The organism is Streptomyces sp. NPDC002788 (assembly GCF_053592115.1).
In genome coordinates, this window is record NZ_JBSFVB010000003.1 from 340,645 (window position 1) to 362,500 (window position 21,856).

Consider the following 21,856-nt stretch of genomic DNA (forward strand, 5'->3'; position numbering starts at 1 on the left):
GCGGTACCGCGACGTGCGCGGGTTGCCCGGCCCTTTGGTGACGTGCGGGAAGCAGGCGGGCGGCGCCTTGCGCCCAGGTCAGACCTCGTGACCGGGCCAGCCGAGCAGCCGGGCGCCGATGACGGCGGTCTGCAGGGTGTAGCGGTGGACGGGGTCGGCCGGGTTGGTGCCGGTGAGCTTGTGGATGCGTTCCAGGCGATAGGTCAGGGCCCGCACGCTGAGGCGCAGGCGGCGTGCCGCCTCGGCCGCGGTGCACCCGGAGTCGAAGTACGCCGTGAGGGTGTCGAGGAGGGGCTGGGCGCCGCCGCGTGCGGCCTGGAGCGGGCCGAGGGCGCTGCGTACGAGGTCGGCCATGGCCTGCCGGTCACGGGTGAGGACCGGGTAGACGAGCAGGTCGGCGGCGCGCAGCACGGGCTCCGCCAGCTCCAGGCGGTCCGCCAGGTCGAGGGCGTTGAGGGCCTCCTCGTAGGAGTGGACGACCCCGCCGGCACCGGGATGGGCGCGGCCGAGGGCGACCCGGCCGCCGTCGGTGGCCGCGTGCGCCTGCTTGGCGAAGAACGCGAGCACGTCGTCCTGGTCGCCGGGCGCGATGCAGACCAGGCGGCCGTCCTTGGTGGTGAGCAGTATGCGGCGCTCTCCGAACCGGGCGACCAAGGCGCTCTCCACCTGCCGGGTCGCCGGGTGGGTGTCGTCGACCGGCGTGGCACCTTGGGCGACGGCGACCGCGTGGGCGCGGGAGAGGAGCAGGCCGAAGCGTTCGGCGCGCTCCGCCAGGCGGCCCAGGTCGCTGCGGCCGTAGAGCAGGTCGTCGATGAACTCCCGCCGGGCGGCCTCTTCCTGGCGTACGGCGAGTTTCTGGGAACGTTCGTATCCTTCGGCGAAGGCGTCCACCGCCTGCTCCACGGCGGCGAGCACGCGGTCGGCCCCGGCGGGCGACAGGGCGGGCGAGAGCTCGCGGGCCGCGGACAGATGCCGGCGGACCAGAAGACGCAGTCCCAGGCCCGCCTCCGCGGCGCGTTCTCCCCGGGCGCGCAGGGACTCCAGCTCGTTCCGGGTGAGGCGGCGGCCCGTGGCACAGACGTCGGACAGGATCCCGGCATAGCCCTCCAGGTACTCGTCGGGTATGGCTGACCGCGTCACGCGTCCTCCTCGATGATGCTGCTCCGCCGGTGTTCCGCCACGCACAGCGCACCAGAGTGACAGACCTTCGGACGCGCCCGCGCGAGGAGTCGGCAGCCGGTGAAACGGACCGGCTGCCGGGACCGGCAGCGCCGTCTGCCGCAATCGCTCCAGGGCGGGGCCCGGCGGCTCGATGCCGCGCGGGCCCTTGTGCCCTCTGCCTGCTCTCAGCCGATCTGGATCTTTCCGTTGGCCTCGCCGGCGGCCGGCGCGGTCGAGGGCTGGACGTCGCCGTTGCGCTGGGTGATGCTCTTCAGCAGCTCGGCGAGATCGACTCCCGTGGTCGAGCTGAGGAGTTCGACGCCCTGGGCCACGTTGTCGGCGACGGTACGGGACAGCTGGCTCGCGCCGTCGGTGGAGATGACCGTCATCTTGTCCACCGCGCTGAGCGGCTCGGACGCCTTCGCGACCACCTGCGGCAGCACCTCGACGAGCATCTGCAGCACGGCGGCGTCGCCGTACTGGGCGAAGGCGTCGGCCTTCTTCCGCATCGCCTCGGCCTGGGCCGCACCCTTCGCGCCGATCGCCGCCGCCTCGGCCTCGCCCTCCAGCCGCACCGCCTCGGCGATCGCCGCACGCCGGGACCGCTCGGCCTCGCCCTGCTTGAGACCCTCGATCGCCTGCGCCTCGGCCAGCGCGCTGCGCTGCTGCTTCTCGCCCTCACCCGTGAGCCGGGACCGCTCGGCCTCCGCCTGCGCGGCGGCGATGGCGGCCAGCCGCTCCGCCTCGGCCTGCTTCACGCGGGCCACGCGCTTGGCCTCCGCCTCCTGCTCGGCGGCGTACCGCTGGGCGTCGGCGGGCTTGCGGACCTGGGTGTCGAGCTGACGGTCGGTCAGTTCGGCCTGCCGCTCGGCGACCTTCTCCTGCTGGGCGAGGATCTCCTGCTCCCGGGCCGCCTCGGCCAGCGGACCGGCGGCGGCCGCACGGGCCGCGGCCTCGTCGGTCTCGGCCTTGATCTCGGCCTGCTTGAGGTAGAAGGTCCGCTGGGCGATCGCGATCTCCTCCTCGGCCTTGAGCCGCGCCTGCTCGGCGGCCCGCCGGGCGACCGCCTCGGCGATGTCGGCCTCCTGCTTGGCGCGGGCGGCCTCGGGCCGGCCGAGGTCCTCCAGGTAGGAGCCCTCGGTGGTGATGTCCTGGATCTGGAAGGCGTCCAGCACCAGGCCCTGCCCGGACAGGCTCGCCTCCGCCTCCTCCGCCACCTGTCCGGCGAACGCGGCCCGGTCCCGGATGATGTCCTCCACCGACATCCGGCCGACGATGGCGCGCAGCGCGCCGGAGAGCACCTCCTGGGTGAAGCCGACGATGCCGTCCTGCTGCATGAGGAACCGCTGGGCGGCGGCGCGGATGGCGTCCTCGGTGCCGCCGACCTTGACGATCGCGACACCTTCGAGGTTGGCCTTCACCCCGCGCAGGGTGACCGCGCCGCGCACGGCGATCGGGATGTGCCGGGACGACAGGTCGAGGGTGAACTTCTGCTGCACGAACGGCACGACGAACACACCGCCGCCCACCACGACCTTCTGCCCGCTGTTGTCGGTGAAGATCCGGCCGGTCTCCGGATCGGTGGACTGCTTGCCACGTCGGCCGGTGACGATGAACGCCTCGCTCGGACCGGCCACCTTGTACCGGCTGACGACGACCAGCGCGATCAGCACCAGGAGTACGACGACTCCCCCTGCCGCGATGACGACGGAACTCATGGTGTTGTCCCCTCAGCCCTCCCTGAGGACGGCATTCGATAAGGATGTGTGCGTATTCGAACGGCACCGCTGTACGGGTGCCGGAAGCCCGACAGGCCGCGTGATTCAGCGCTCTACCGGGCGGACGGACACCGCCGACTGCGACAGCGCCCGCTCCACCCAGACCTCGGCTCCCCGGGCCACCGGAACCGGGCTCTTCGCCGAGAGCTTCACCGGCGCTCCGGCCAGGTGGACGAGTACCTCGCCGTAGCCATGGGCGGGGATGGAGGTGACGACCGACCCCGATGCGCCGATCAGGTCGTCCTCACGCGGGGCCCCGGAAGAGTCGCGCATGAGCTCCCGGCTGAGGCGGTAGGCGAACCAGCCGGTGAGCACGCCGGCCGGCACCCCGATCACCACGGCCCCCACCGCTCCCAGCCCGGTGGTCCCCATGACGATCGCCCCGGAGAACCCGAGCATGGACAGGAACCCGGCGATCACCGGCAGCGACAGCAACCCGTCGACGATGCCGTCCAGAACGGCTACGCCGTCGAACAGCCCCTCAAGCAGGCCGTCGAGGACGAACGACAGGGCAAGGAGGACGATCCCCGCAATGCCGAGTCCAAGAAACCAGGCCACCCGCGGACACCGCCTCTCCTTGCCTTACCCCCGTCGGTAGCTGCATCGTCACATGTCGACCTTCTGCAAAGCATTGCCTGCTTCCGGCAATGTTTACGCGGCTTTTAGTGCCGGGCTCTCCACAGTCGGCCAACTGGCGGCCAGAGTCCCCGGATTCAGGCCGCCATGAACCGTACCGAGCCCTCGGCCGGCTCCGGTCGCCGCTCCGCAGTCGCCGCCTCGATCGGACCGGTGACACTGCTCAACGCCCCGGCGGGCACCGGCGCCAGAACCAGGTCGTGCGCGTGTCCGCTCGGCATCCGCACGCCGGTTCGACTTGCGCGATGCCACCGCGCGGAGGGGGTGCTACATCTCCGTCGCCGACCGGAGGCGGGTCCCCTGTCGAGAAATCCGCCCATGCCCCAGCCGACGACGGTTTGGGCCTCCGCTCGTTGTCGTCCATGACCTGTGGGATGTGGGGTATTCGGCCGGGGCCCCAGCGGGCACACCCAATGATCGATGGCGGCAAGAAGGGCGGGCCATACCGGTGACGAGCGCGGACGCGGTTTTCGCGTGGCTGGGGGTCGGTGCGTTGCTCGCGGCCGTGCTGCCTCGGGTCCTGTCCGGACGACCGCTGTCCCTACCGCTGGTCTTCCTGCTGTGCGGCATCGGGGTGTATCTGCTGCCTCTGCCGTTGCCCGTGATCGATCCGGTGGAGGACCGGGTGGTGGCCGAGCATGTCACCGAGGTCGTGGTGATCATCTCGTTGATGGGTGCGGGGCTTGCGCTGAACCGGCCCTTCGGGCGGCATCGGTGGGGTGCCACCTGGCGACTGCTGGGTGTCACCATGCCATTGACGTTCGTGATCACCGCGCTGGTGGCCTGGTGGTTGCTGGACTGGCCGCCGGCCGCCGCGCTGCTGCTGGGAGCCGTCCTCGCGCCGACCGATCCGGTGCTCGCCGCGGAAGTGCGGGTGGGCGAGCCCACGGACGACGAACACGATGAGGACGAGGTGCGGTTCGCTCTCACCAGTGAGGCGGGCCTGAACGACGGACTCGCGTTTCCGCTCACCTACGCGGCCGTGGCACTGGCCGCCGCCGCGGGCAGCGGCTGGTCGGCTGCGTGGATCGGTACGTGGGCCGCCCAGGACGTCGCATACAAGTGCGCTGTCGGTGTGCTGGGCGGACTGCTGGTGGGCAGGTTGCTCGGCTGGCTGTTCTTCCGGACGCGGTCAACGGTGCTGAGGCTGTCTCAGCACCGGGAGGGCTTTGTCGCGCTGGGCGCCACCTTCCTGTCGTACGGGGTGACCGAAGTCGCCGGGGGGTACGGCTTCCTGGCGGTGTTCGTCACCGCGTGCGCCATCCGGGCCGCCGAACGGGCCCACGGCTACCACAACGTCCTGCACGACTTCACGGAGCAGGTGGAGCGCCTGCTGACGGCGGCCGTGCTGTTCTTGCTGGGCGCCTTCGTCGCGCTGGGCGGCCTCTCTGCTCTTTCGTGGCGGGGCGCGGCCACCGCGTGCGTGGTGCTGCTGGTGATTCGGCCGCTGTCGGGGTGGGCCGGACTGCTGCGGAGCTCCCTGGGGAGCCGGGAACGCTGGGTCGTCGCGGCATACGGCGTCCGGGGGATCGGCTCGTTGTACTACCTCGCCTACGCCCTGGGCCGGCACGGCTTTGTCGTCCCGGAGCGGGAGCTGTGGGCAGTGGTGACCTTCACCGTGCTTGCCTCGGTCGTGCTGCACGGCATCACGGCGGGCCCGGTCATCGCACGGCTCGACCGGCTCCGCGACACCCGATCGATGTAGTGGCCGCGCGAGCCCGGGGGCACGGTCCCCCACGCGTGGTTTCAGGGAGGGCGTTGGCCCGGGGGCCTGGGCATCGGCTCAGGCAGGTGTCCGATGAACGTATCCGGGTCTCCGGATAACGGCTTGATATCGCCCGCTGGCGCTTTCCATCATCACCGACGGTTATGTGATCTGCATTACTAATGGTCTTGCAAAGACCGTGATAGAACAACCCAACTCCGCAGGTGGTGCGACTCGTCGCCGCATTGCGGAGCGGTCGGCGTGCACCGGCAACACGCTCAGGCGATCACGGTCCGCGTCCGTGGGGCCACGTTCACGAGGTCGGCGTCAGCCGTCGGCGTCCACTCCCACCAACCGCACATCAACCGGCAGCACTCACCCCGTGTTCCGGTTCTGCGCCATCGAGGTAGCCACTGTGTCACTCGACTCCGTCACCCAAAACGTCGACGAAGCCGTCAGCGATTTCTTCGAACCGATAGCCAAGTGGCTCGGAGAAGTCGTCTTCTACGCGGTTCCCGTCGGCGGAACGGAACTTCCCCTGATCGTCGCCTGGCTTGTCGTCGCCGGTCTGGTCTTCACCGGCTGGTTCGGGTTCGTGCAGGTCCGCAAGTTCAGACTCGCCGTCGATGTGGTGCGAGGGAAGTACGACGAGAAGGGGTCGGCCGGTGAGGTCAACCACTTCCAGGCGCTGACCGCGGCCGTCTCCGGCACGGTCGGCCTCGGGAACATCGCCGGTGTGGCCGTCGCCGTCTCCATCGGCGGCCCCGGCGCGACGTTCTGGATGATCCTCTGCGGCCTGCTCGGCATGGCCACCAAGTTCGTCGAGGTCACCCTCGGCGTGAAGTACCGCGAGGTGCACGCCGACGGCACCGTCTCCGGCGGGCCGATGCACTACCTGCCCAAGGGCCTCGCCGACCGCTTCGGCACGAACGGCAAGAAGCTCGGCAAGGTCCTCGCGGTCCTCGCCTCCTTCATGATCCTGTTCTTCGGCCTCTTCGGCGGCAACCTCTTCCAGGTCAACCAGTCCTACGCGCAGCTGGTCTCCGTCACCGGCGGCGAGGACGGCCTGATGGGCTCCTCCGCCGGCGCGCTGTTCTTCGGCATCCTCGTCGCCGCGCTCGTCGGCATCGTGCTGCTCGGCGGCATCCGCTCCATCGCCACCGTCACCAGCAGGCTCGTGCCCGCCATGGCCGGCATCTACATCGCGGCCTGCCTGGTCGTCATCCTGGTGCACGTCACCGAGGTCCCGGCCGCCATCGGCACGATCATCGAAGGCGCCTTCAACCCCGAAGGTGTCGCCGGCGGTGTGCTCGGCGCGCTGATCATCGGCTTCAAGCGGGCCGCGTTCTCCAACGAGGCGGGCCTGGGCTCCGCGCCGATCGCCCACTCCGCGGTGAAGACCAAGCACCCGGCCAGCGAGGGTCTCGTCGCCCTGCTGGAGCCGTTCATCGACACCGTCGTCATCTGCACCATGACCGCGCTGACCATCGTCATCGCCAACCCGGCCAGCTGGGCCGAGGCCCGCAAGGACCCCGATTCCATCGGCGGCGTCACGATCACCTCCGACGCCTTCGAGACGGTCCTGCCCTGGTTCCCGTACATCCTCACCGTCGCGGTGCTGCTGTTCGCCATCTCCACCGTGCTGACGTGGGGCTACTACGGCCTCAAGGCGTGGACCCACCTCTTCGGCCGCAGCAGGATCAGCGAGCTGACCTACAAGGTCGTCTACACCCTGTTCGCGATCACCGGCTCGCTCCTGACGCTCCAGACCCTGATCGACATGGCCGACGCGGTGCTGTTCATGCTCGCCGTCATCAACATCATCGGCCTGTACCTCCTCGCACCGGTCGTCAAGCGCGAGCTCAACTCCTTCATGGAGTTCGTCCGCGCCCGTAACGCCGGTGAGGCCATCGGGGGCGACGAAGACCAGGAGTCGGTGAAGACCACCGTCTGACCGTCCCCCCGGGCGGCCCGGCTCCTGAACGGGCCCGTGCACACCTTGCGCCTTGGTGGGCACGGGCCCGTTCCTTCGCCGGCTGCACCGTCGCACAAGCGCTCACCCCTTGGTGACGGGCGGTGATGCGGGCCGTCCCGGGACCGGGGCGGCAGTCCCCGTGGGAAGCTGGTCCAAGACATCGTCCGACTGCGTCGAGACCGTGTCTCCGGGCCTGTCGACACCGCTGCCGGAGCCGCTGGAGAGCTGGGACATCGCTCCCAGGACCACGACGACCGCCGTAGCCAGCCCGACGACTCGGCCGATGCGTCGGCGTCTGGCTCGGGCATCCATGTCCTGCCACGCCGGCCCCCGCCAGGGGTCCTCCGGGTCATACAGCTCACCGACAGCCTCGATCTGCCCTTGCCGGTCCTGCAGGTGAAAGGCATCACGATCGCCTGCTCGAAGCCGCTCGGCCCGTTCCATCCGTTCCTGTGCGGACGGCTCCTTGGGGGCGGATTCCCCGATGGCCCGTTCGCTGTCCCGGAGGAACTGCTGCCAGAACTCGTCCATACCCATCGCCCCCGTTGTCCACATCCTGTGGGTATCGGCAAGGCAGGACGACCCACCTCACCCGGCGGGCATCGACCGTACCTCTTCCGATCACCTCTCCACGAACGGGAGTTGGTGGCCGCGGAAGTCGCCGGCGGCACGCTTCCGCATCCCGGCAGGATTCCCCGGCTACGGCTGCCGTCAGGGGCCCTGCCAGTGGCGCGACCTTCCCTTGTCCCGCCACTGCTCACGCATCGGCCAGGGGCGGCGACAGCCACTCAGAGCACAGCGCCAGCGCCTGAAGGGCACTGGAGCAGGCGCCGGCCGTGCGAACCGGCTCGCCGCTGATCCAGCACGCAAGGCGGCGGACCCCCCTGGTCGGAGGGTCACGAACGGCGAGTGCTCGCTGAGCAGCAGCAGCTTGCGCAGCGCCAAGCGGATACGCCACAGAACTCGGCGACGTGCCGATGCGGGTACAGACATGGCTCCCACCCCGGCGATACTCCGCGATGCGGCTCGGTCAGTGGCCGGCTGACAATTCGCCGCTGAGCTTGCCGTGGAGATGGGCGCTGAGGTCGTTCAGGCCGATGATCTCGACGGTCTTGCCGCGCTGGGCGTACTTGGTCTCGATGGCGTCCAGTGTCGCGACGGAGGAGGCATCCCAGATGTGGGCGGCGGACAGGTCGATGACGACCTTGTCCGGGTCGGTGGCGTAGTGGAACTGCCCGACGAGGTCGTTGGAGGAGGCGAAGAACAACTCGCCGGTCACCTGGTAGACGACGGTGCTGCCGTCGGGATCGGTGACGGCGGTGACCTCGGCGAGGTGGGCCACGCGCTTGGCGAAGACGACCATGGCGGTGACGGAGCCGACGACTACACCGATGGCCAGGTTGTGGGTGGTGATCACGACGGCGACGGTGATCACCATGACGGTGATTTCCCCGGTCGGCATCCGCTTGAGGGTCTTGGGGGCGATGGAGTGCCAGTCGAAGGTCGCGAACGACACCATGACCATCACCGCGACCAGGGCGGCCATGGGGATGTCGGAGACGACCGGGCCGAAGACGACGCACAGCACCATCAGGAACGCCCCGGCGAGGAAGGTCGACAGGCGGGTGCGTGCGCCGGAGACCCGTACGTTGATCATCGTCTGGCCGATCATGGCGCAGCCGCCCATGCCGCCGAAGAGCCCGGTGACGATGTTGGCGATGCCCTGGCCGATGGACTCGCGGGTCTTGCTGGAGTGGGTGTCGGTGATGTCGTCGACCAGCTTGGCGGTCATCAGCGACTCCATCAGGCCGACCAGCGCCATGGCGAAGGCGTACGGGGCGATCGTCGTGAGGGTGTCGGGAGTGAAGGGCACATCCGGCAGGCCGGGCACCGGCAGCGCGGACGGCAGCTCCCCCTTGTCGCCGACCGTTGGTACGGCGATCCCGGCCGCCACTGTGATGACGGTCAGGATGACGATCGACACCAGCGGCGCGGGGATCACGGTGGTGACCTTCGGGAAGAGCACCATCAGCGCCAGCCCGGCCGCGATCAGCGGGTAGACCGGCCAGGGCACGTCGATCATCTCGGGCACCTGGGCCATGAAGATGAGGATGGCGAGGGAGTTGACGAAGCCGACCATCACGCTGCGGGGGACGAACCGCATCAGCTTCGCCACGCCGAGCGCGCCGAGAATCACCTGGAAGACGCCGGCGAGAACCACGGCGGCGACCAGGTAGCCGAGGCCGTGCTCGCGGTTCAGGGGCGCGATCACGAGGGCGACGGCGCCGGTGGCCGCGGAGATCATCGCCCTGCGGCCGCCGACGACGGCGATGGTGACGGCCATGGTGAACGAGGCGAACAGGCCGATAGCCGGGTCGACACCGGCGATGATCGAGAAGGAGATCGCCTCGGGGATCAGCGCGAGCGCGACCACGAGGCCGGCCAGTACCTCGGTGCGCCAGACCTTCGGGTCACGAAGCCAGCCGGGCTTGAGGGAGCGCAGCCATGTGCCGGGGGACAGTACGGAAGAAGACAACGAAGCAGCAACCTGTCGTGCTCGGGGGCACCCCTGGGGGCGGACGGGGCGCGGAGGACGGCGCGGAAGGCCAGGCCGGCGTCCCGCGATCGGCCACCAGGGGCCGGAAGTCAGGGCAGAGCCGAGGGCGCGATCGAATGCGCGTCGGGCTCTGGTCAGGGTCGAAGGATCAGGGCGGACAGGCGGCGGTGCCGGGCACCACGGACTCGCGCACGGTCTCTCCTGCAACACTCGGATTCATCGCCGGGGGCGACGTCGGTCCCGGCACGGCAACGGCCCGGCCAGGATGCCCGCCCCACACGCGGAGGAGGAACGGCGATCAAGGCCCGCCCTCAGCCACGGAAACTCTACCCTAACGTTAGGGTAGGGATCGGCGAGCTGGACGGGACGCAGCGCCGTCGACAGCGAGAAGGGCCAGGTCGGGGACGTGAACAGCAAGCACATGCAGATCGGTGAGGTCGCCGCTCGAACCGAGCTGTCCCTGCGCACCATCCGGCACTACGAGGAGACCGGGCTCGTCGTCCCCTCGGCCCGCTCGCAGGGAGGCTTCCGCCTCTACACCGACGCCGACGTCGCCCGCCTGATGGTCATCCGCCGTATGAAGCCGCTCGGCTTCACTCTGGAGGAGATGCGTTCGCTGCTGGAGGCCACCGACCGCCTGGACTCCGGCGGGGAACTGCTGCTCGAGGAGCGAGAGGAACTACTGGACCGGGTGCGCGGCTACGAACAGGCCGCGCAACAGCGCGTGGCCGACCTTCGCACTCAACTGGCCCGGGCGGAGGAGTTCGCGGCCACACTGCGCGAGCGCCTCCGGCGGAACGCGGCGTCGGCCGGGACCCCATAGCGGATCGGAACCGAGTCGAGCGCGGTTTGATCACCCGCCAGGGCCGGACACCTGCCCGTCGGGCGGGAGACTGCCGGCTCAGAGCCGGGGCGAGGCGCAGCGTTCGCTGGACGGTGACAGAGCACCAGGGGCACACCACGGGCTACCAGTCGGCTGCCGGCCGCTGCAGGCGGTCGGCAGCGGGTTTGTCGTCGCGGGCGCTCAGGTGCGGCGTCGGCGACCGGCGGTCCGTACGACAGCGCCCGTGGCGGTGAGGATCAGGCCCAGGACGAGAACCGGAAGGCCGGGTCCCGGGAGGACGTACATGAGAGCTCCGGTCACTGTGGTGGCACCACCGATCGACATGAGTGCGACGCCGAGAGAGGACATGGACACACGGTTCTCCTGTCTTGTGCGGGCTTCGGACGGATACTGACGGCTGCCAGGTCCGGCGGACCGGGCAGCCGTGTGAGGTGCCTCGGACGATGAGTGACCCCAGCCCTCGGCGTTGACCGGGTCGCCGCAGACGTCGTCGCAGTTGCTGCAACTGTCGCCCGCGACGGGACCGGCCTGCAGGAACCGGCCGGAAGCCGGGTCGTACAGCCGGACGTCTCCAGTATGACCAGGTGGCACGGTGTCGGAGGAGCGCTGCTCGCCGGAGAGGGCTTCTCCTACGCCACCGCCGAGGCGGTCGTCCAGAAGGGCGACGTCATCGTCGTCACCGGCAGGACCCGCGCGGTGGAGGCGTTCGCCGAGCTCAGCTGAAGCCCCGTCCGGGGGCTACTTGTCCGCGCGACAGAGCTTGAGGTCCCTGTTCACGAAGAGGTGCACGAATCCGCACCGCCAGCAGATGAGACCGGTCGCCGTCGCCTGGTCGGGGCCGGTGACCAAGGAGGCTATCCCGCACGTGGGTGCGGCGGCTCTGCGGATCCGCCGGCCCGTCAGCCGTTGATGTCGCGGTGGTTGAAGCGGTACGTCCCTGCGGCCACCAGCACCGCGGCGGCTGCCGCGAGGATGCCCGCGTCGGTCCACTGGAAGCCGTGCTTGAGCGGCTCTCCGCCGATGTAGTAGTGGAACGGTGACAGGTACGCGGCCCAGTCGGCGCCCAGCTGGTCGGCGAAGGTGTGCGCGGCGTAGGTGAGGACGCCGATGCCTGCGGTCGCGGTGAAGACGACGGCACGGCGGCCGGTGGCGGCGCCGAGGCCCATGGCGAGCGCCCCGAACGCCACAGCCAGGAGAGCAAGGTTGAGGCACTGGGCCAGGAACTCGGCCGGGCTGATGGAGGTGAGGTCGGCACTATCCCTGACGGCGAGCATCGCGACCCACACTGCGGCGGCGATTGCGCAGGCCCCGGCGGTCAGGGCTCCGAACCGCTGCAGGATCAGTCGGGTCCGGGTGACCGGGTGGGCGAGGAGAAGGTCGAGGGTGCCGGTCTCCTCGTCTCCCGCCGTGGCGCGGGCCCCGGTCGCCGCCCCGTAGAAGAGGGCGAGCAGCGGCAGGATGAGGCCGAAGACGGAGGACTGCAGATATCCGGCGGCCGAGGTCAGATCGTCGAGGTGGAAAGCCTCGCGCATCGCTTCGGGGAAGTCCTGGACGGACTCGGCCCCGCCGGTGGCCATCTGGGGGTAGAAGCTCGCGTACATGGCGGCGGCCAGGGTCGTGCCCATCGTCCAGGCGATGAGCGGGCGGCGGCTGTCGCGGAGGGTCTGGGTGAACACGGTGGCGTGCATGGCGGGTTGGCTCCTCGGTGAGGCATCTGAGCAGTTGAGCAGGTGATGGTGCGGCAGGTCAGACGGTCGCGGCGGTCGGACGGGGCGCGGCCTCCGCGTCGGCGTAGTACGCGTGGAAGAGGTCGTCGAGGGCGGGTTCGATGGTCCGTAGCGCGGTGACGTGGTGCTTGGCGGCGGCCTTGACGAGGGCGTCGGGCTCGCCGGTGAGTTGTCCGCGCAGGGTGGTCCCGTCCGGGCCGAGCACGAGGTCATTTACGCCGGGCAGCTGGGCGAATTCCTCGGCGGTGACCGGCTCGGCGAAGCTGATCTCGATCTCGCGGACCGCTCCGGCCCGCAGCCGGGCCACGGTGTCCAGGGCCACCACACGCCCGTCCCGGAGGATGCCGACCCGGTCGGCGACCGCCTCGACCTCGTCCATGATGTGGCTGGACATGAACACGGTCTGGCCGTTCGCGGCGGCCTCCGCGACCAGCTCCAGGAACGTCTGCTGCACCAGCGGGTCGAGTCCGGAGGTGGGCTCGTCGAGGATCAGCAGCTCCGGGGTGTGCATGAAGGCCTGCACCAGCCCGACCTTCTGCCGGTTGCCCTTGGACAACTTCTTGATGGGTGCGCTCTGGTCGAGGCCGAGCCGGTCGGCCAGGTCGTCGATGTGCTGCCGAGGCACGCCGCCGCGCAGATCGGCAAGGAAGCGCAGGCAATCACGCACCTTCTGGCGTCCGTCGACGACGAAGTCGCCGGCGAGATAGCCGACGCGGCGGCGCAGTTCGACACCGTCGGCGCGCGGGTTCAGACCGAGGACCGTCGCGTGGCCGGAGGTGGGGCGGATCAGGTCGAGCAGCAGCCGGATCGTGGTGGATTTCCCTGCGCCGTTCGGCCCCAGACAGCCGAAGACCTCCCCGACGCGCACGTCGAGGGACAGGCCGTTCAGGCCGCGACGGGAGCCGTACGTCTTGGTGAGCTCACGGAGCTCGATCGCGTTCTCCATGACTTGGAATGTATCGAGCTTTCAGAGATCTGTAAATACTCGGAATATATTGAACGCTCGAAGATGGTCGCTACCCTGAGAGGCATGGACGCGAAGGAACAGCTGCGCCACGCAGCGGAGAAGCTGGCCCTGACCCTGGCCCAGAACGGCATGCAGAAGACCACGGCCCGGGTGATGACCGCCCTGCTCTACACGGAGCAGGACACAATGACCGCCGCTGACCTGTGCGAGGAGCTGTCGATCAGCTCAGGAGCCGTCTCCACCGCGATCAAACAGCTCATCCCTGTCGGACTCGTCGAGCGCGTCCCCGCGCCCGGCAGTCGCCGCGACCATTACCGCTTCCGCGACGGCGCCTGGGCCACCCTCATGTCCCAGCAGAACGTCATGCTGGACGTGATGCTCGGCGCGGCTCGGGAGGGCATCGACGTCGCGCGGGATGGTTCCTCCACCGCACGGCGTCTGCACGAGATGCAAAACTTCTACGCCTACATGGCACGGGAGATGCCCACACTGATCGAGAACTGGCGCAAGACCTACCAGGTGTAGTCCTTCGCTGCGCAGCGCCTCCGTCAGGCCCGTGCCCGAGCCGGTGGCGACCCCCTTCGTCTGGGCAGCCGCCTTCTTCGGCGGCTTGCTGTGGTGGCCGTACTCCGTGCCGTCGGAGGCCTGTCCGGTTCCGCCGTCGCCCTTGGCGTGCTGTGCGCGCCGGGGGGTGCTGGGGCCTGCCCGCCCGCTTCACGGGTCCTGTCAGAATCCTGGGTTCTTGCCGGCGAGGGTCATGCAGTGGGCGAGCTGGAGGAACACCTCGTGCATGGCGTCCCGGACTTCCAGGTTTCCCGGCTGAGCGCATCCGCCGCGAAGGCCTCGCGGCCGCCTTGGCCGAAGCCGCCTACCTCCCCCGCTGACCCCCGCCGGGCTAACGTATGCCGTTCCGAACAAAAGAACGGAACACGGCATGGCGTACCAGGGGTGGGGACCACAGGGGTCGAACGGTCCGCAGGGGCCGTACGGTCCCTACGGCTGGGGCGGCTGGCAGCCGCCACCGTCCAGACCGGGCGTGATACCGCTGGCACCGCTCGGGCTCGGTGCCGTCTACAACGGTGCGTTCTCGACGATGGGGCGGTACGCGCGGCAGTTGTTCGGCGCGATGGGCGCGGGCCTCGCCCTGCTCTTCGCCGCGACGGCCGGCGCGTTCGCGGTGGCCTACCTCAGCGTTGAGGACGACTGGCAGGTGCTGATCCACGCCGACGAACCGACCTGGGCCATGGCTGGCCCGATCGTGATCTCCGTCGTGGTGGCGTACGTGGTGCTCATGCTGCTCACCCTGCTGGTGAACTCGTTCCTCTCCGCTGTCAGCCCGGTGGTCCTGGAACACGCCGTGCTGGGCCGGCGCACCACCTTCGGTGCGGTATGGCGCCGCGCCTGGGCCCGTACACCGTCGGTGCTCGGCGTCACACTCCTCATGTATCTGCTGATCGCGATCCCGGTCGCCCTCTTCTTCCTGGTCTGGATCAGCCTGATCGCCCTGCTGGTGACGGCCGAGAGCCCCCTGATGGCGCCGGGGCTCGTGTTCTTGCTCGGGCTGCTGATGCTGCCCTTGGTGACCTGGCTGTTGGTGTCCTTCTCGTTCGCGCCCGCCGCCGCGGTCCTTGAGTCGGCCGGCCCGATCACTGCCCTGAAGCGCTCGTTCCGGCTGGTCCGCGGTGCCTGGTGGCGCATGTTCGGCATCCTGCTGCTCACCTGGGGCATGGTGGCCGTCGGAGGGTGGATCGTGCAGATCCCGCTGCTGTTCACCGGCCCGCAGCCCTCGTACGACGCCTACGGCCCGTACGAGGAACCGCCCGCCAACGTCGGCGAGTTCTTCACCGACGTGTACGGCGACGCGCTGCCCGGCCTGTGGACCTATCTGGTGCTCACCGTCGTCGCCACGCTGGTGGTCCAATTGCTCGCCATCGCCTTCACACAGCTGGTCAGCACTCTGCTCTACATCGACCAGCGCATCCGCCGCGAAGGCCTCGGCGAGAGCCTTGCCCGGGCGGCCGGCCACCAGTAGGCCGGCACACGGAAGCCCAGGAGGCACAGGGGACAGGAAGCACACGGAAGGGCGGCCGGCACCCAGCGGTACCGACCACAGGGCCGCCCTGTTGCTGCTGACTCCGGGCCGGCTACCGAACCGCCGCACGGGCCGCATTGTCCGTGATGCGGCTCAACTCCGCGCGCTGGCGTGCGCTCCACCCACAAACCGTGGACCGGCCTGATCCGCCCTCATGACGTCGTGGCGGTCCACCGCCTGTGGGGCCCGCGCCGGCGAACAGGTGCCGCCGAGCTCCCCGACGGCACACACGGGCACCATCGCGGTCTTCGACACGGGTCAGGTCCGTCGGCCGCCCCGGCCCGGTGCTGGGGTTGCGCTCAGGACGGCCGCACGACGCAGCAGCCCTGGCCGTGTTCACCGCTCGGCGGACCGCCCCAGGCTCTTGATCTTCTCGAACGGGTAGGCACCCACGATCACCACGGCCAGGCCGTAGAGGGCGAGGACCACAAGTCCCCAGGTGCCGACCGTTCGGCCGCCGCCGCTCATGATGACCGTGCCGATCGGCCCCAACGGGGCGAAGCTGAGCACCGCGGCCCCGGTGCACCAGAAGGCCACCAGGTCGTTCGCCCGTTTCCTCAGCCTCGGGTCGGACTTCACCTCCGCAGGGACCTCGTACCCGTCGGACCGGTCACAGACCTTGCCCCGGTACCCGGTGCGTGCGGCCAGCGAACTGGCCACGCCCAGCAGGAGGAAACAACCGAAGATGAAGATGTAGGCCATGAATGCCCCAGGATTCGCGCGGTGCCGGGCAACTTCAGCGGATGTACTTGATGATGAAGGCGATCACCATGTTGACGGCCTTGTTCTTGACCCAGCCCGGCAGGAACTTCCAGACGACGCCCCCGATCTCGCCCCCGAGGCAGCCGATGACGGCATTCCTGACGTAGGTCTTCTTGCTGGACGCCTTGCCCGCCGCGATGTCGCTGAGCACCGAGGTGGGAATGCTGGCCAGCGCCCCCTTCGCGCACCATGCCGCGGCACCGATGGCCGCCGCGGCGATCGGGAAGGCGAAGCCACCGGACCGGCTCATGGCCTTCTCGATCTCGGCCAGCGCCTCCGGACCCATCTCCTGCTCGATGAACTGGCGCTGATCCGCGGTCAGTTCAGGAGATTGCGTCGCGGCTGAGTCAGCCACGGCGCGAGCCGTTCCCCGGCTGTCGTCGGCGGCCGTGGCGCTGGGAGCCGCGGTGGCGAGCAGGGCGGCACTGGTGACGGCGGCTATTCCGGCCAGAGAGACGCGGCGCGTGGTGGTCTTACGCATGTTGAATTCCCCAGTAGTCGTTCATCCGTCTCCAGGTCAGGGGAGACGGTTCCGTGGTCCTCACCTGCAGGTCATGGAGGTGATCACGGACGAGACTCTGACATCCCGAGGGAGATCCGACATGAGAGAAGACGCGTGAAAAGGATCACGACTACAGACCGGAACGTCCCGCTCGAATCAGGCCTCTTGTCGAAGACGCCGGTGGAATCACAACTGGCATCGCGAGGAAGCGAAGAAAGTCCTTGGATTGCGGATCACTTGGAATCGTACAACACTCAACTGCATTTCAGCAGGCCACTTGAGGCAGATGGCAATGAGCCAGTCGCGGTTGTCCGACTCCAGCACGATCCGCCCCAACTCCCCGTACGGCCACGGTGGGAGAAACACTGCCCCGTGGAGTGATCAATCCGCATTCCGTGCGCGGCAGGGTGGGTGCGTCCCGTACGCATCGACCCAAGGACCCAACGCACGTGCGCAGCAGTCGAATACCCCTCTTCCTGGCGGTCAGCGCCGTCACCACGCTCGTCCCCGCGCTGACCCCCGCCACGGCATCCGCCGCTGAGAACCCCCTCCGCCCCTACCTCCAGCAGAAACCGGTCTGGCACCGCTGCGACACGGCGCTGCCCGCCTCCCTCCAGTGCGCCATGATCAAAGTGCCGCTCGACTACGGCAGACCGGGCGCCAAGAAGCTCGACCTCGCGATATCCAGGATGAAGACGAGCACCAAGAAGGAACGGCGCGGTGTGCTTCTGCTCAACCCGGGTGGCCCGGGCGGGCCGGGCGTCGACATGCCGCAGTACATGGCCGGCGAGCTGCCGAAGTCCGTGAAGAACGAGTACGACCTCGTCGGCTTCGACCCGCGAGGCATCGGCCGGAGCTCACCCGTCGGCTGTGGCCTGACGCCCGAGGAGCGGAACTGGGAACGGCCTTACAAGGCCGGGACGTTCACCAAGGACGTGAAGTGGGCCCGGACCGTCGCCGAGAAATGCGACAAAAGGCAGGGCGGCAAGCTGCGCCACATCACCACCCGCAACACCGCCCGGGACATGGACGTCATCCGCCCCGTGCTCGGCGAGAAGAAGATCTCCTACCTCGGATACTCCTACGGCACCTACCTCGGCGCCGTCTACACGCAGATGTTCCCGAAGCGCACCGACCGCTTCGTGCTCGACAGCGCCGTCGACCCGGCCCGGGTCTGGCGCGGGATGATCCAGGTTTGGGCGGAGGGCGCCGAGCCCGCCTTCACCCGATGGACCGAGTGGACCGCCGCGCGGCATGCCGCCTACAAGCTGGGCCGGACTCCCGAGGCGGTCCGCAAGACCTTCTACGGCCTGGTCGCCCAGGCCGACCGCAAGCCGATCGACCTCGACGGCACGCTGCTGACCGGAGACGACATCCGCCACGGCTTCCGGGGCCTGTTCTTCAGCACACGCGACGCCGCCGAAGCGGTCGCCGAGCTGAAGAAGGCCGCAGCCGGACCTCGCCCGACCGCCGATCGGGAACTCAGGACACCCGAGCCGGTTCCGCCGTCCTTCGGCCGGACCGTACCCGAGGACAACGGCGATGCCGGCTTCTGGGCCGTCGTCTGCGCCGACACCCGCGCCTGGCCGCGTGATCCCGAGCAGTACCGCAAGGACGCGATCCGGGACAAGGCCAGGTACCCGCTGTACGGCGACTTCGCCTCGCACATCAAGCCGTGCGCCTTCTGGAAGAAGAACGGCAGCGAGCCCGCCACCAGGATCGATAACAAGGTGCGCGCGCTGATCCTCCAGAACGAGTGGGATTCCCAGACGCCGCTGACCAGCGGCCAGGGCCTGCGCCGCGCCATGAAGGGCTCGAGGATGGTCACGGTCGCCGGAGGTGTCGGACACGGCATCTACGGCACCAAGTCGTGCGCCGACAAGACGGCCACCACCTACCTGACCACCGGCAAGCTCCCCACGAAGGACATGACCTGCGAGGCCGCACCGGCCGCAGACGAACGCGACGCCCCCAACCGGCTGCCGCTCCCGACACCTCCGGGCATCCCGGGGATGGTCAGCCGCTTCTGATCGCCAGGAGTCCCTGGGAGGCCGGCCGCCTGCGGGAGGCCACCAGCCGGCCCCACCGGGTTCGTCGTGAGACATCACACAGCCTGGTCACGCCGTACGACAGGCCCCGACGCGTGAGCCAACTCACGGACGGGGCCTGTCCCTCGTCATGCTGTCAGAGCCGGGTTCGGATTGATCTGTGCCGTTGGCACCAGGTGGCCGGTCGGGGTCCAGCGGGGAACGGCAGTGAGCTCTCCCGCAGGCGGCTCCGGCAGGGCCGGTTCTACCCGGCCCCCGCGGTGTCACTCGCCCCGCGCCCCCGCCTGCCGGGTGACCGAGCGCAGCAGGGGACGGCTCAGCCCGCCGGCCGCCAGGATTCCGGCGAACCCGGCGGCGCAGCAGACCGCGAGAACGATCAGGCCGCGTGCGTCGAAGGACGAGTCGCCGCCGGCCAGCGTCAGCGATCCCCCGCACAGCAGCCCCGTCGCGACAGCCCCACCCGCCAGCACCGTGACCGGGATCAGCGTCTCCCGGTTCCGGGCGGCGTCCAGGACCCGCAAGGGGGTCCCGGCCAGGTGCAGCAGGCCGTAGGTGCGGCGGCGGTCCAGGACGGCGGCGGCCGCGGTGATCCCGGCCGAGGTGATGGCGACCGTGAACGTCACCACGAGCACCACTCGGGTGATGGTGGTGAAGTCCCGGGTGAACCGGGCCTCGGACCAGTTCACGTCGGTGCCGGTGACCGGGTACTGGTCGGGCGTCAGGCCGGTGAGCGCGGTACGGGCGCGGTCCAGCTCGGCCGGGCCGCCGGACACGGTGGCGGTGACCTGGCGGCTGTCGTAGGGGGCCTGGGCCACGAAGCCGTCGTCCACGCCGATCACCGCGGTCACCCCGGCGGCGTGCAGGCGCTGTTCGGCCAGCGTGCGCACCTGCGTCACCTTGTTGACCGGGACGGCGATGGCGAGCTGGTCGGGCCGTCCTCCCCACGGGGGAGCGGCGTCCAGGGTGAGCAGGGCGAAGAACCCGGCGACGAACCCGGCCAGGGTGAGCCCGGAGACGATCCGCCAGGCGGCCTTCGGATCGTCGAGCAGCCGGCGCCCGGCCAGCAGCGTCGCCGGCCGCTTGGCCCGGGCGGTGACGATCCTGCCGAGCAGCCGGACCACCCAGGGCCCGATCACGGCCAGCGCCAGGAAGACCGCGGCGAACGCGTACAGCGCCATGGAGTCGTCGCTGCCGTACTTCTTGGTGATCCAGCCGTATCCGGCGACGACGGCCACGAAGACGACCGCTCGTACGGCGCTCGCTCCCCGGCTGCGCGAGCGGCGTGCCACACCCAACGGGCCGACGACCACCTGACGGAGTCCCGCGAGCGCGCTGACCACGACCAGCGCGACCACCCCTGCCGTCACCGCGAGCAGCGGCAGTGCGCCGATCCACAGGTCGGCCGTGTACCAGGCGCCGCCCGCGAGCGGCAGACTCGCCGCCACCGGCAGCAGCACGGCGTACCCCACGGCGCCGAGCAGCGCCCCGGCCGTCCCGGTCAGCAGCGCCTCGGCGGCCGTCAGCCCGGCGATACGGCCCGGCGTGGCGCCGATCAGGCGCAGTGCGGCCAGCCGCTGGTCGCGGCGGGAGACCGACAGCCGGGCGGCCGAGGCCCCCAGCACCAGCAGCGGAACGATGACGAGGACGGTGGCGAGCCGGGCCAGGAACTCGTACATCCTGCCCGTGCCGTCCGCGAGCTGTGCGCCGGTGAAGGACGCGACGCGGGTGGGGGAGGCGATGTCGCCGACCCGGCGCGGATCGGGCGCGCGGGGGGCGGTGACCGCCGGGTCGGTGGAGCGGTGTCCGACCACCGCGACGAGTTCGCCGGGGTGCGCCAGCGCCGCGCGGCCCAGCGTTCCGGTGGGTGTGCCGGGGACGGGGTGGCGGTCGGCGGGCAGCCGGTCGAGCAGGGCGCCGAGCGCCGGGGAGACCCACAGTTCGCCCGGGGCGGGGAAGCGGTCGAGGCCGGGCGGGGCGGGGGCGGTGCGCCCGGGCAGCCGCGCGACGTCCACGACGGTGACGGGCACTCCCCGGCTGAACGTCGTGCCGACCGCCTCGACGGCCACCGGACGGGAGGACTCCACCGGGTTGCGCCAGTCGGTGCGGTCCGAGCGGTGCTGGAAGCCCAGGTTCATCGCGACGCACAGCAGCAGCAGTGCGGTGGACACGGCCGCCGCCGCGACCGCGAGCCCGGTGGCGAGCAGGCCGGTGCGGCCGCCGGCCCGGGTGAGCCGCCAGGTCAGCGCCCAGGTGGTGCGGTCCGGTGCCCTCATGGCCGGTACCCCGCCTTCGCCTCGGCGCCGGTCTCCGTCCCGGCCTGGGTTCCGGTCTCCGTCTCGGCCCGGTCCCCGGTCAGCCGGCCGTCGCGGACCTGCACCGTGCGGTCGCACCAGCGGGCCACGTTCGCGTCGTGGGTGACGACGACCAGGGCGGCGCCCTGGTCGCGGCTGACCTCCACCAGCAGGTGGATCACGTCCATGCCGGTGGCCTGGTCCAGCGCGCCGGTCGGCTCGTCCGCGAAGATCACCTTCGGACGGCCGACCAGGGCCCGGGCGATGGCCACCCGCTGCGCCTGGCCCCCGGACAGCTGCCCGGGACGCCGGCTCTCCAGGCCCTGAAGGCCCAGCGGCCCGAACCACTGGCGGGCCTGCTCGACGGCCTCCCGGCGCGCCGTGCCGCCGAGCATCAGCGGCAGGGCCACGTTCTCCTCGGCGGGCAGTTCCGGCAGCAGCTGGCCGGACTGGAAGACGAAGCCGAACGCGGTGCGGCGCAGCTCGCTGCGGGCCGGTTCGCGGAGCTGGTCGATCCTCCCCCAGACTTCGTCCGGGGGGACCCCCATCTCGCTTCGCTCGCCGTCCAGCAGGACCTCACCGGAGTCGGGTCGTTCGATCCCGGCCAGGCAGTGCAGCAGGGTGGATTTGCCGGAGCCGGACGGGCCCATGACGGCCAGCGACTCGCCGGCCGTCACGTCGATGTCGACGCCGGCCAGGGCGCGGGCCATGCCGTAGGACTTGAACAGGCCGGTGCCGGTCAGGACGGCGGAGGGGGTGTTCATCGGGCGGTCTCCCCGGCGGGGACGGTGATCATCAGGTGCATGCCGTC

The 21,856-nt window shown here is 70.1% G+C and carries 19 protein-coding genes; 7 read left to right on the top strand and 12 right to left on the bottom strand.

Annotation, left to right across the window (positions count from 1 at the left end; all coding sequences use genetic code 11):
• Positions 1 to 78 precede the first annotated feature (78 nt).
• The 3 genes from ACWD1U_RS08195 to ACWD1U_RS08205 form a co-directional block, all read right to left on the bottom strand.
• Positions 79 to 1,140, bottom strand: a complete 1,062-nt coding sequence (locus ACWD1U_RS08195; RefSeq protein ID WP_451105522.1) for a PucR family transcriptional regulator — start codon at positions 1,138 to 1,140, stop codon at positions 79 to 81.
• A gap of 206 nt (positions 1,141 to 1,346) precedes the next feature.
• Positions 1,347 to 2,879, bottom strand: a complete 1,533-nt coding sequence (locus ACWD1U_RS08200; RefSeq protein ID WP_451105524.1) for a flotillin family protein — start codon at positions 2,877 to 2,879, stop codon at positions 1,347 to 1,349.
• A 105-nt stretch (positions 2,880 to 2,984) separates the two neighbouring features.
• Positions 2,985 to 3,497, bottom strand: coding sequence for a hypothetical protein (locus tag ACWD1U_RS08205; protein WP_451105526.1), 513 nt, complete (start codon positions 3,495 to 3,497; stop codon positions 2,985 to 2,987).
• Positions 3,498 to 4,023: 526 nt separating this feature from the next.
• Between ACWD1U_RS08205 and ACWD1U_RS08210 the strand changes: the two genes are divergently transcribed.
• Together ACWD1U_RS08210 and ACWD1U_RS08215 are read left to right on the top strand one after the other, a co-directional pair.
• Complete coding sequence (locus tag ACWD1U_RS08210) at positions 4,024 to 5,280, top strand: cation:proton antiporter (protein ID WP_451105528.1); 1,257 nt, start codon at positions 4,024 to 4,026, stop codon at positions 5,278 to 5,280.
• A gap of 415 nt (positions 5,281 to 5,695) precedes the next feature.
• Positions 5,696 to 7,234, top strand: coding sequence for an alanine/glycine:cation symporter family protein (locus ACWD1U_RS08215; RefSeq protein WP_451105530.1), 1,539 nt, complete (start codon positions 5,696 to 5,698; stop codon positions 7,232 to 7,234).
• 102 nt (positions 7,235 to 7,336) lie between these two features.
• On the opposite strand, the gene ACWD1U_RS08220 is transcribed toward ACWD1U_RS08215, so the two are convergent.
• Entirely contained in the window at positions 7,337 to 7,786 is a 450-nt protein-coding gene (locus ACWD1U_RS08220) for a hypothetical protein (protein ID WP_451105532.1), read from the bottom strand.
• A gap of 499 nt (positions 7,787 to 8,285) precedes the next feature.
• Entirely contained in the window at positions 8,286 to 9,791 is a 1,506-nt protein-coding gene (locus tag ACWD1U_RS08225) for a SulP family inorganic anion transporter (protein WP_451105534.1), read from the bottom strand.
• Between the two features lie 442 nt (positions 9,792 to 10,233).
• Here ACWD1U_RS08225 and ACWD1U_RS08230 point away from each other — a divergent pair, with 442 nt between their 5' ends.
• Positions 10,234 to 10,635, top strand: coding sequence for a MerR family transcriptional regulator (locus ACWD1U_RS08230; protein ID WP_451105782.1), 402 nt, complete (start codon positions 10,234 to 10,236; stop codon positions 10,633 to 10,635).
• A gap of 201 nt (positions 10,636 to 10,836) precedes the next feature.
• On the opposite strand, the gene ACWD1U_RS08235 is transcribed toward ACWD1U_RS08230, so the two are convergent.
• Positions 10,837 to 11,010: a hypothetical protein gene (locus tag ACWD1U_RS08235; RefSeq protein WP_451105806.1), complete on the bottom strand. Its 174-nt coding sequence runs from the start codon at positions 11,008 to 11,010 to the stop codon at positions 10,837 to 10,839.
• Positions 11,011 to 11,232: 222 nt separating this feature from the next.
• On the opposite strand from ACWD1U_RS08235, the gene ACWD1U_RS08240 reads away from it, so the two are divergent.
• Complete coding sequence (locus tag ACWD1U_RS08240; RefSeq protein ID WP_451105536.1) at positions 11,233 to 11,379, top strand: hypothetical protein; 147 nt, start codon at positions 11,233 to 11,235, stop codon at positions 11,377 to 11,379.
• A gap of 176 nt (positions 11,380 to 11,555) precedes the next feature.
• Here the strand turns inward: ACWD1U_RS08240 and ACWD1U_RS08245 are convergent, their stop codons facing one another.
• Positions 11,556 to 12,344 (bottom strand): ABC transporter permease subunit, encoded by a 789-nt coding sequence (locus tag ACWD1U_RS08245; RefSeq protein WP_451105538.1) that lies wholly within the window; start codon positions 12,342 to 12,344, stop codon positions 11,556 to 11,558.
• Between the two features lie 58 nt (positions 12,345 to 12,402).
• Positions 12,403 to 13,329: an ABC transporter ATP-binding protein gene (locus ACWD1U_RS08250; RefSeq protein ID WP_451105540.1), complete on the bottom strand. Its 927-nt coding sequence runs from the start codon at positions 13,327 to 13,329 to the stop codon at positions 12,403 to 12,405.
• Between the two features lie 84 nt (positions 13,330 to 13,413).
• Here ACWD1U_RS08250 and ACWD1U_RS08255 point away from each other — a divergent pair, with 84 nt between their 5' ends.
• The gene (locus ACWD1U_RS08255; RefSeq protein ID WP_451105542.1) at positions 13,414 to 13,875 is read left to right on the top strand and encodes a GbsR/MarR family transcriptional regulator; all 462 of its coding nucleotides are present in this window, start codon (positions 13,414 to 13,416) and stop codon (positions 13,873 to 13,875) included.
• A 409-nt stretch (positions 13,876 to 14,284) separates the two neighbouring features.
• Complete coding sequence (locus tag ACWD1U_RS08260) at positions 14,285 to 15,382, top strand: DUF7847 domain-containing protein (RefSeq protein WP_451105544.1); 1,098 nt, start codon at positions 14,285 to 14,287, stop codon at positions 15,380 to 15,382.
• Between the two features lie 396 nt (positions 15,383 to 15,778).
• Here the strand turns inward: ACWD1U_RS08260 and ACWD1U_RS08265 are convergent, their stop codons facing one another.
• Together ACWD1U_RS08265 and ACWD1U_RS08270 are read right to left on the bottom strand one after the other, a co-directional pair.
• Complete coding sequence (locus ACWD1U_RS08265) at positions 15,779 to 16,144, bottom strand: hypothetical protein (RefSeq protein ID WP_451105546.1); 366 nt, start codon at positions 16,142 to 16,144, stop codon at positions 15,779 to 15,781.
• Between the two features lie 34 nt (positions 16,145 to 16,178).
• The gene (locus ACWD1U_RS08270; protein ID WP_451105548.1) at positions 16,179 to 16,685 is read right to left on the bottom strand and encodes a hypothetical protein; all 507 of its coding nucleotides are present in this window, start codon (positions 16,683 to 16,685) and stop codon (positions 16,179 to 16,181) included.
• Between the two features lie 470 nt (positions 16,686 to 17,155).
• Here ACWD1U_RS08270 and ACWD1U_RS08275 point away from each other — a divergent pair, with 470 nt between their 5' ends.
• Complete coding sequence (locus ACWD1U_RS08275; protein WP_451105550.1) at positions 17,156 to 18,736, top strand: alpha/beta hydrolase; 1,581 nt, start codon at positions 17,156 to 17,158, stop codon at positions 18,734 to 18,736.
• Between the two features lie 281 nt (positions 18,737 to 19,017).
• Here the strand turns inward: ACWD1U_RS08275 and ACWD1U_RS08280 are convergent, their stop codons facing one another.
• Both ACWD1U_RS08280 and ACWD1U_RS08285 read right to left on the bottom strand, forming a co-directional pair.
• Entirely contained in the window at positions 19,018 to 21,027 is a 2,010-nt protein-coding gene (locus tag ACWD1U_RS08280) for an FtsX-like permease family protein (protein WP_451105552.1), read from the bottom strand.
• Positions 21,024 to 21,809, bottom strand: a complete 786-nt coding sequence (locus ACWD1U_RS08285; RefSeq protein WP_451105554.1) for an ABC transporter ATP-binding protein — start codon at positions 21,807 to 21,809, stop codon at positions 21,024 to 21,026. Before ACWD1U_RS08285 ends, ACWD1U_RS08280 begins: the two co-directional genes overlap by 4 nt.
• Between the last annotated feature and the right edge of the window lie 47 nt (positions 21,810 to 21,856).

Coding starts and splice junctions, on each gene's coding strand:
- ACWD1U_RS08265 (WP_451105546.1), bottom strand. CDS start 16,144: ATGGCCTACATCTTCATCTTCGGTTGTTTCCTCCTGCTGGGCGTGGCC.
- ACWD1U_RS08270 (WP_451105548.1), bottom strand. CDS start 16,685: ATGCGTAAGACCACCACGCGCCGCGTCTCTCTGGCCGGAATAGCCGCC.
- ACWD1U_RS08255 (WP_451105542.1), top strand. CDS start 13,414: ATGGACGCGAAGGAACAGCTGCGCCACGCAGCGGAGAAGCTGGCCCTG.
- ACWD1U_RS08280 (WP_451105552.1), bottom strand. CDS start 21,027: ATGAGGGCACCGGACCGCACCACCTGGGCGCTGACCTGGCGGCTCACC.
- ACWD1U_RS08240 (WP_451105536.1), top strand. CDS start 11,233: ATGACCAGGTGGCACGGTGTCGGAGGAGCGCTGCTCGCCGGAGAGGGC.
- ACWD1U_RS08200 (WP_451105524.1), bottom strand. CDS start 2,879: ATGAGTTCCGTCGTCATCGCGGCAGGGGGAGTCGTCGTACTCCTGGTG.
- ACWD1U_RS08220 (WP_451105532.1), bottom strand. CDS start 7,786: ATGGACGAGTTCTGGCAGCAGTTCCTCCGGGACAGCGAACGGGCCATC.
- ACWD1U_RS08245 (WP_451105538.1), bottom strand. CDS start 12,344: ATGCACGCCACCGTGTTCACCCAGACCCTCCGCGACAGCCGCCGCCCG.
- ACWD1U_RS08285 (WP_451105554.1), bottom strand. CDS start 21,809: ATGAACACCCCCTCCGCCGTCCTGACCGGCACCGGCCTGTTCAAGTCC.
- ACWD1U_RS08250 (WP_451105540.1), bottom strand. CDS start 13,329: ATGGAGAACGCGATCGAGCTCCGTGAGCTCACCAAGACGTACGGCTCC.
- ACWD1U_RS08260 (WP_451105544.1), top strand. CDS start 14,285: ATGGCGTACCAGGGGTGGGGACCACAGGGGTCGAACGGTCCGCAGGGG.
- ACWD1U_RS08230 (WP_451105782.1), top strand. CDS start 10,234: ATGCAGATCGGTGAGGTCGCCGCTCGAACCGAGCTGTCCCTGCGCACC.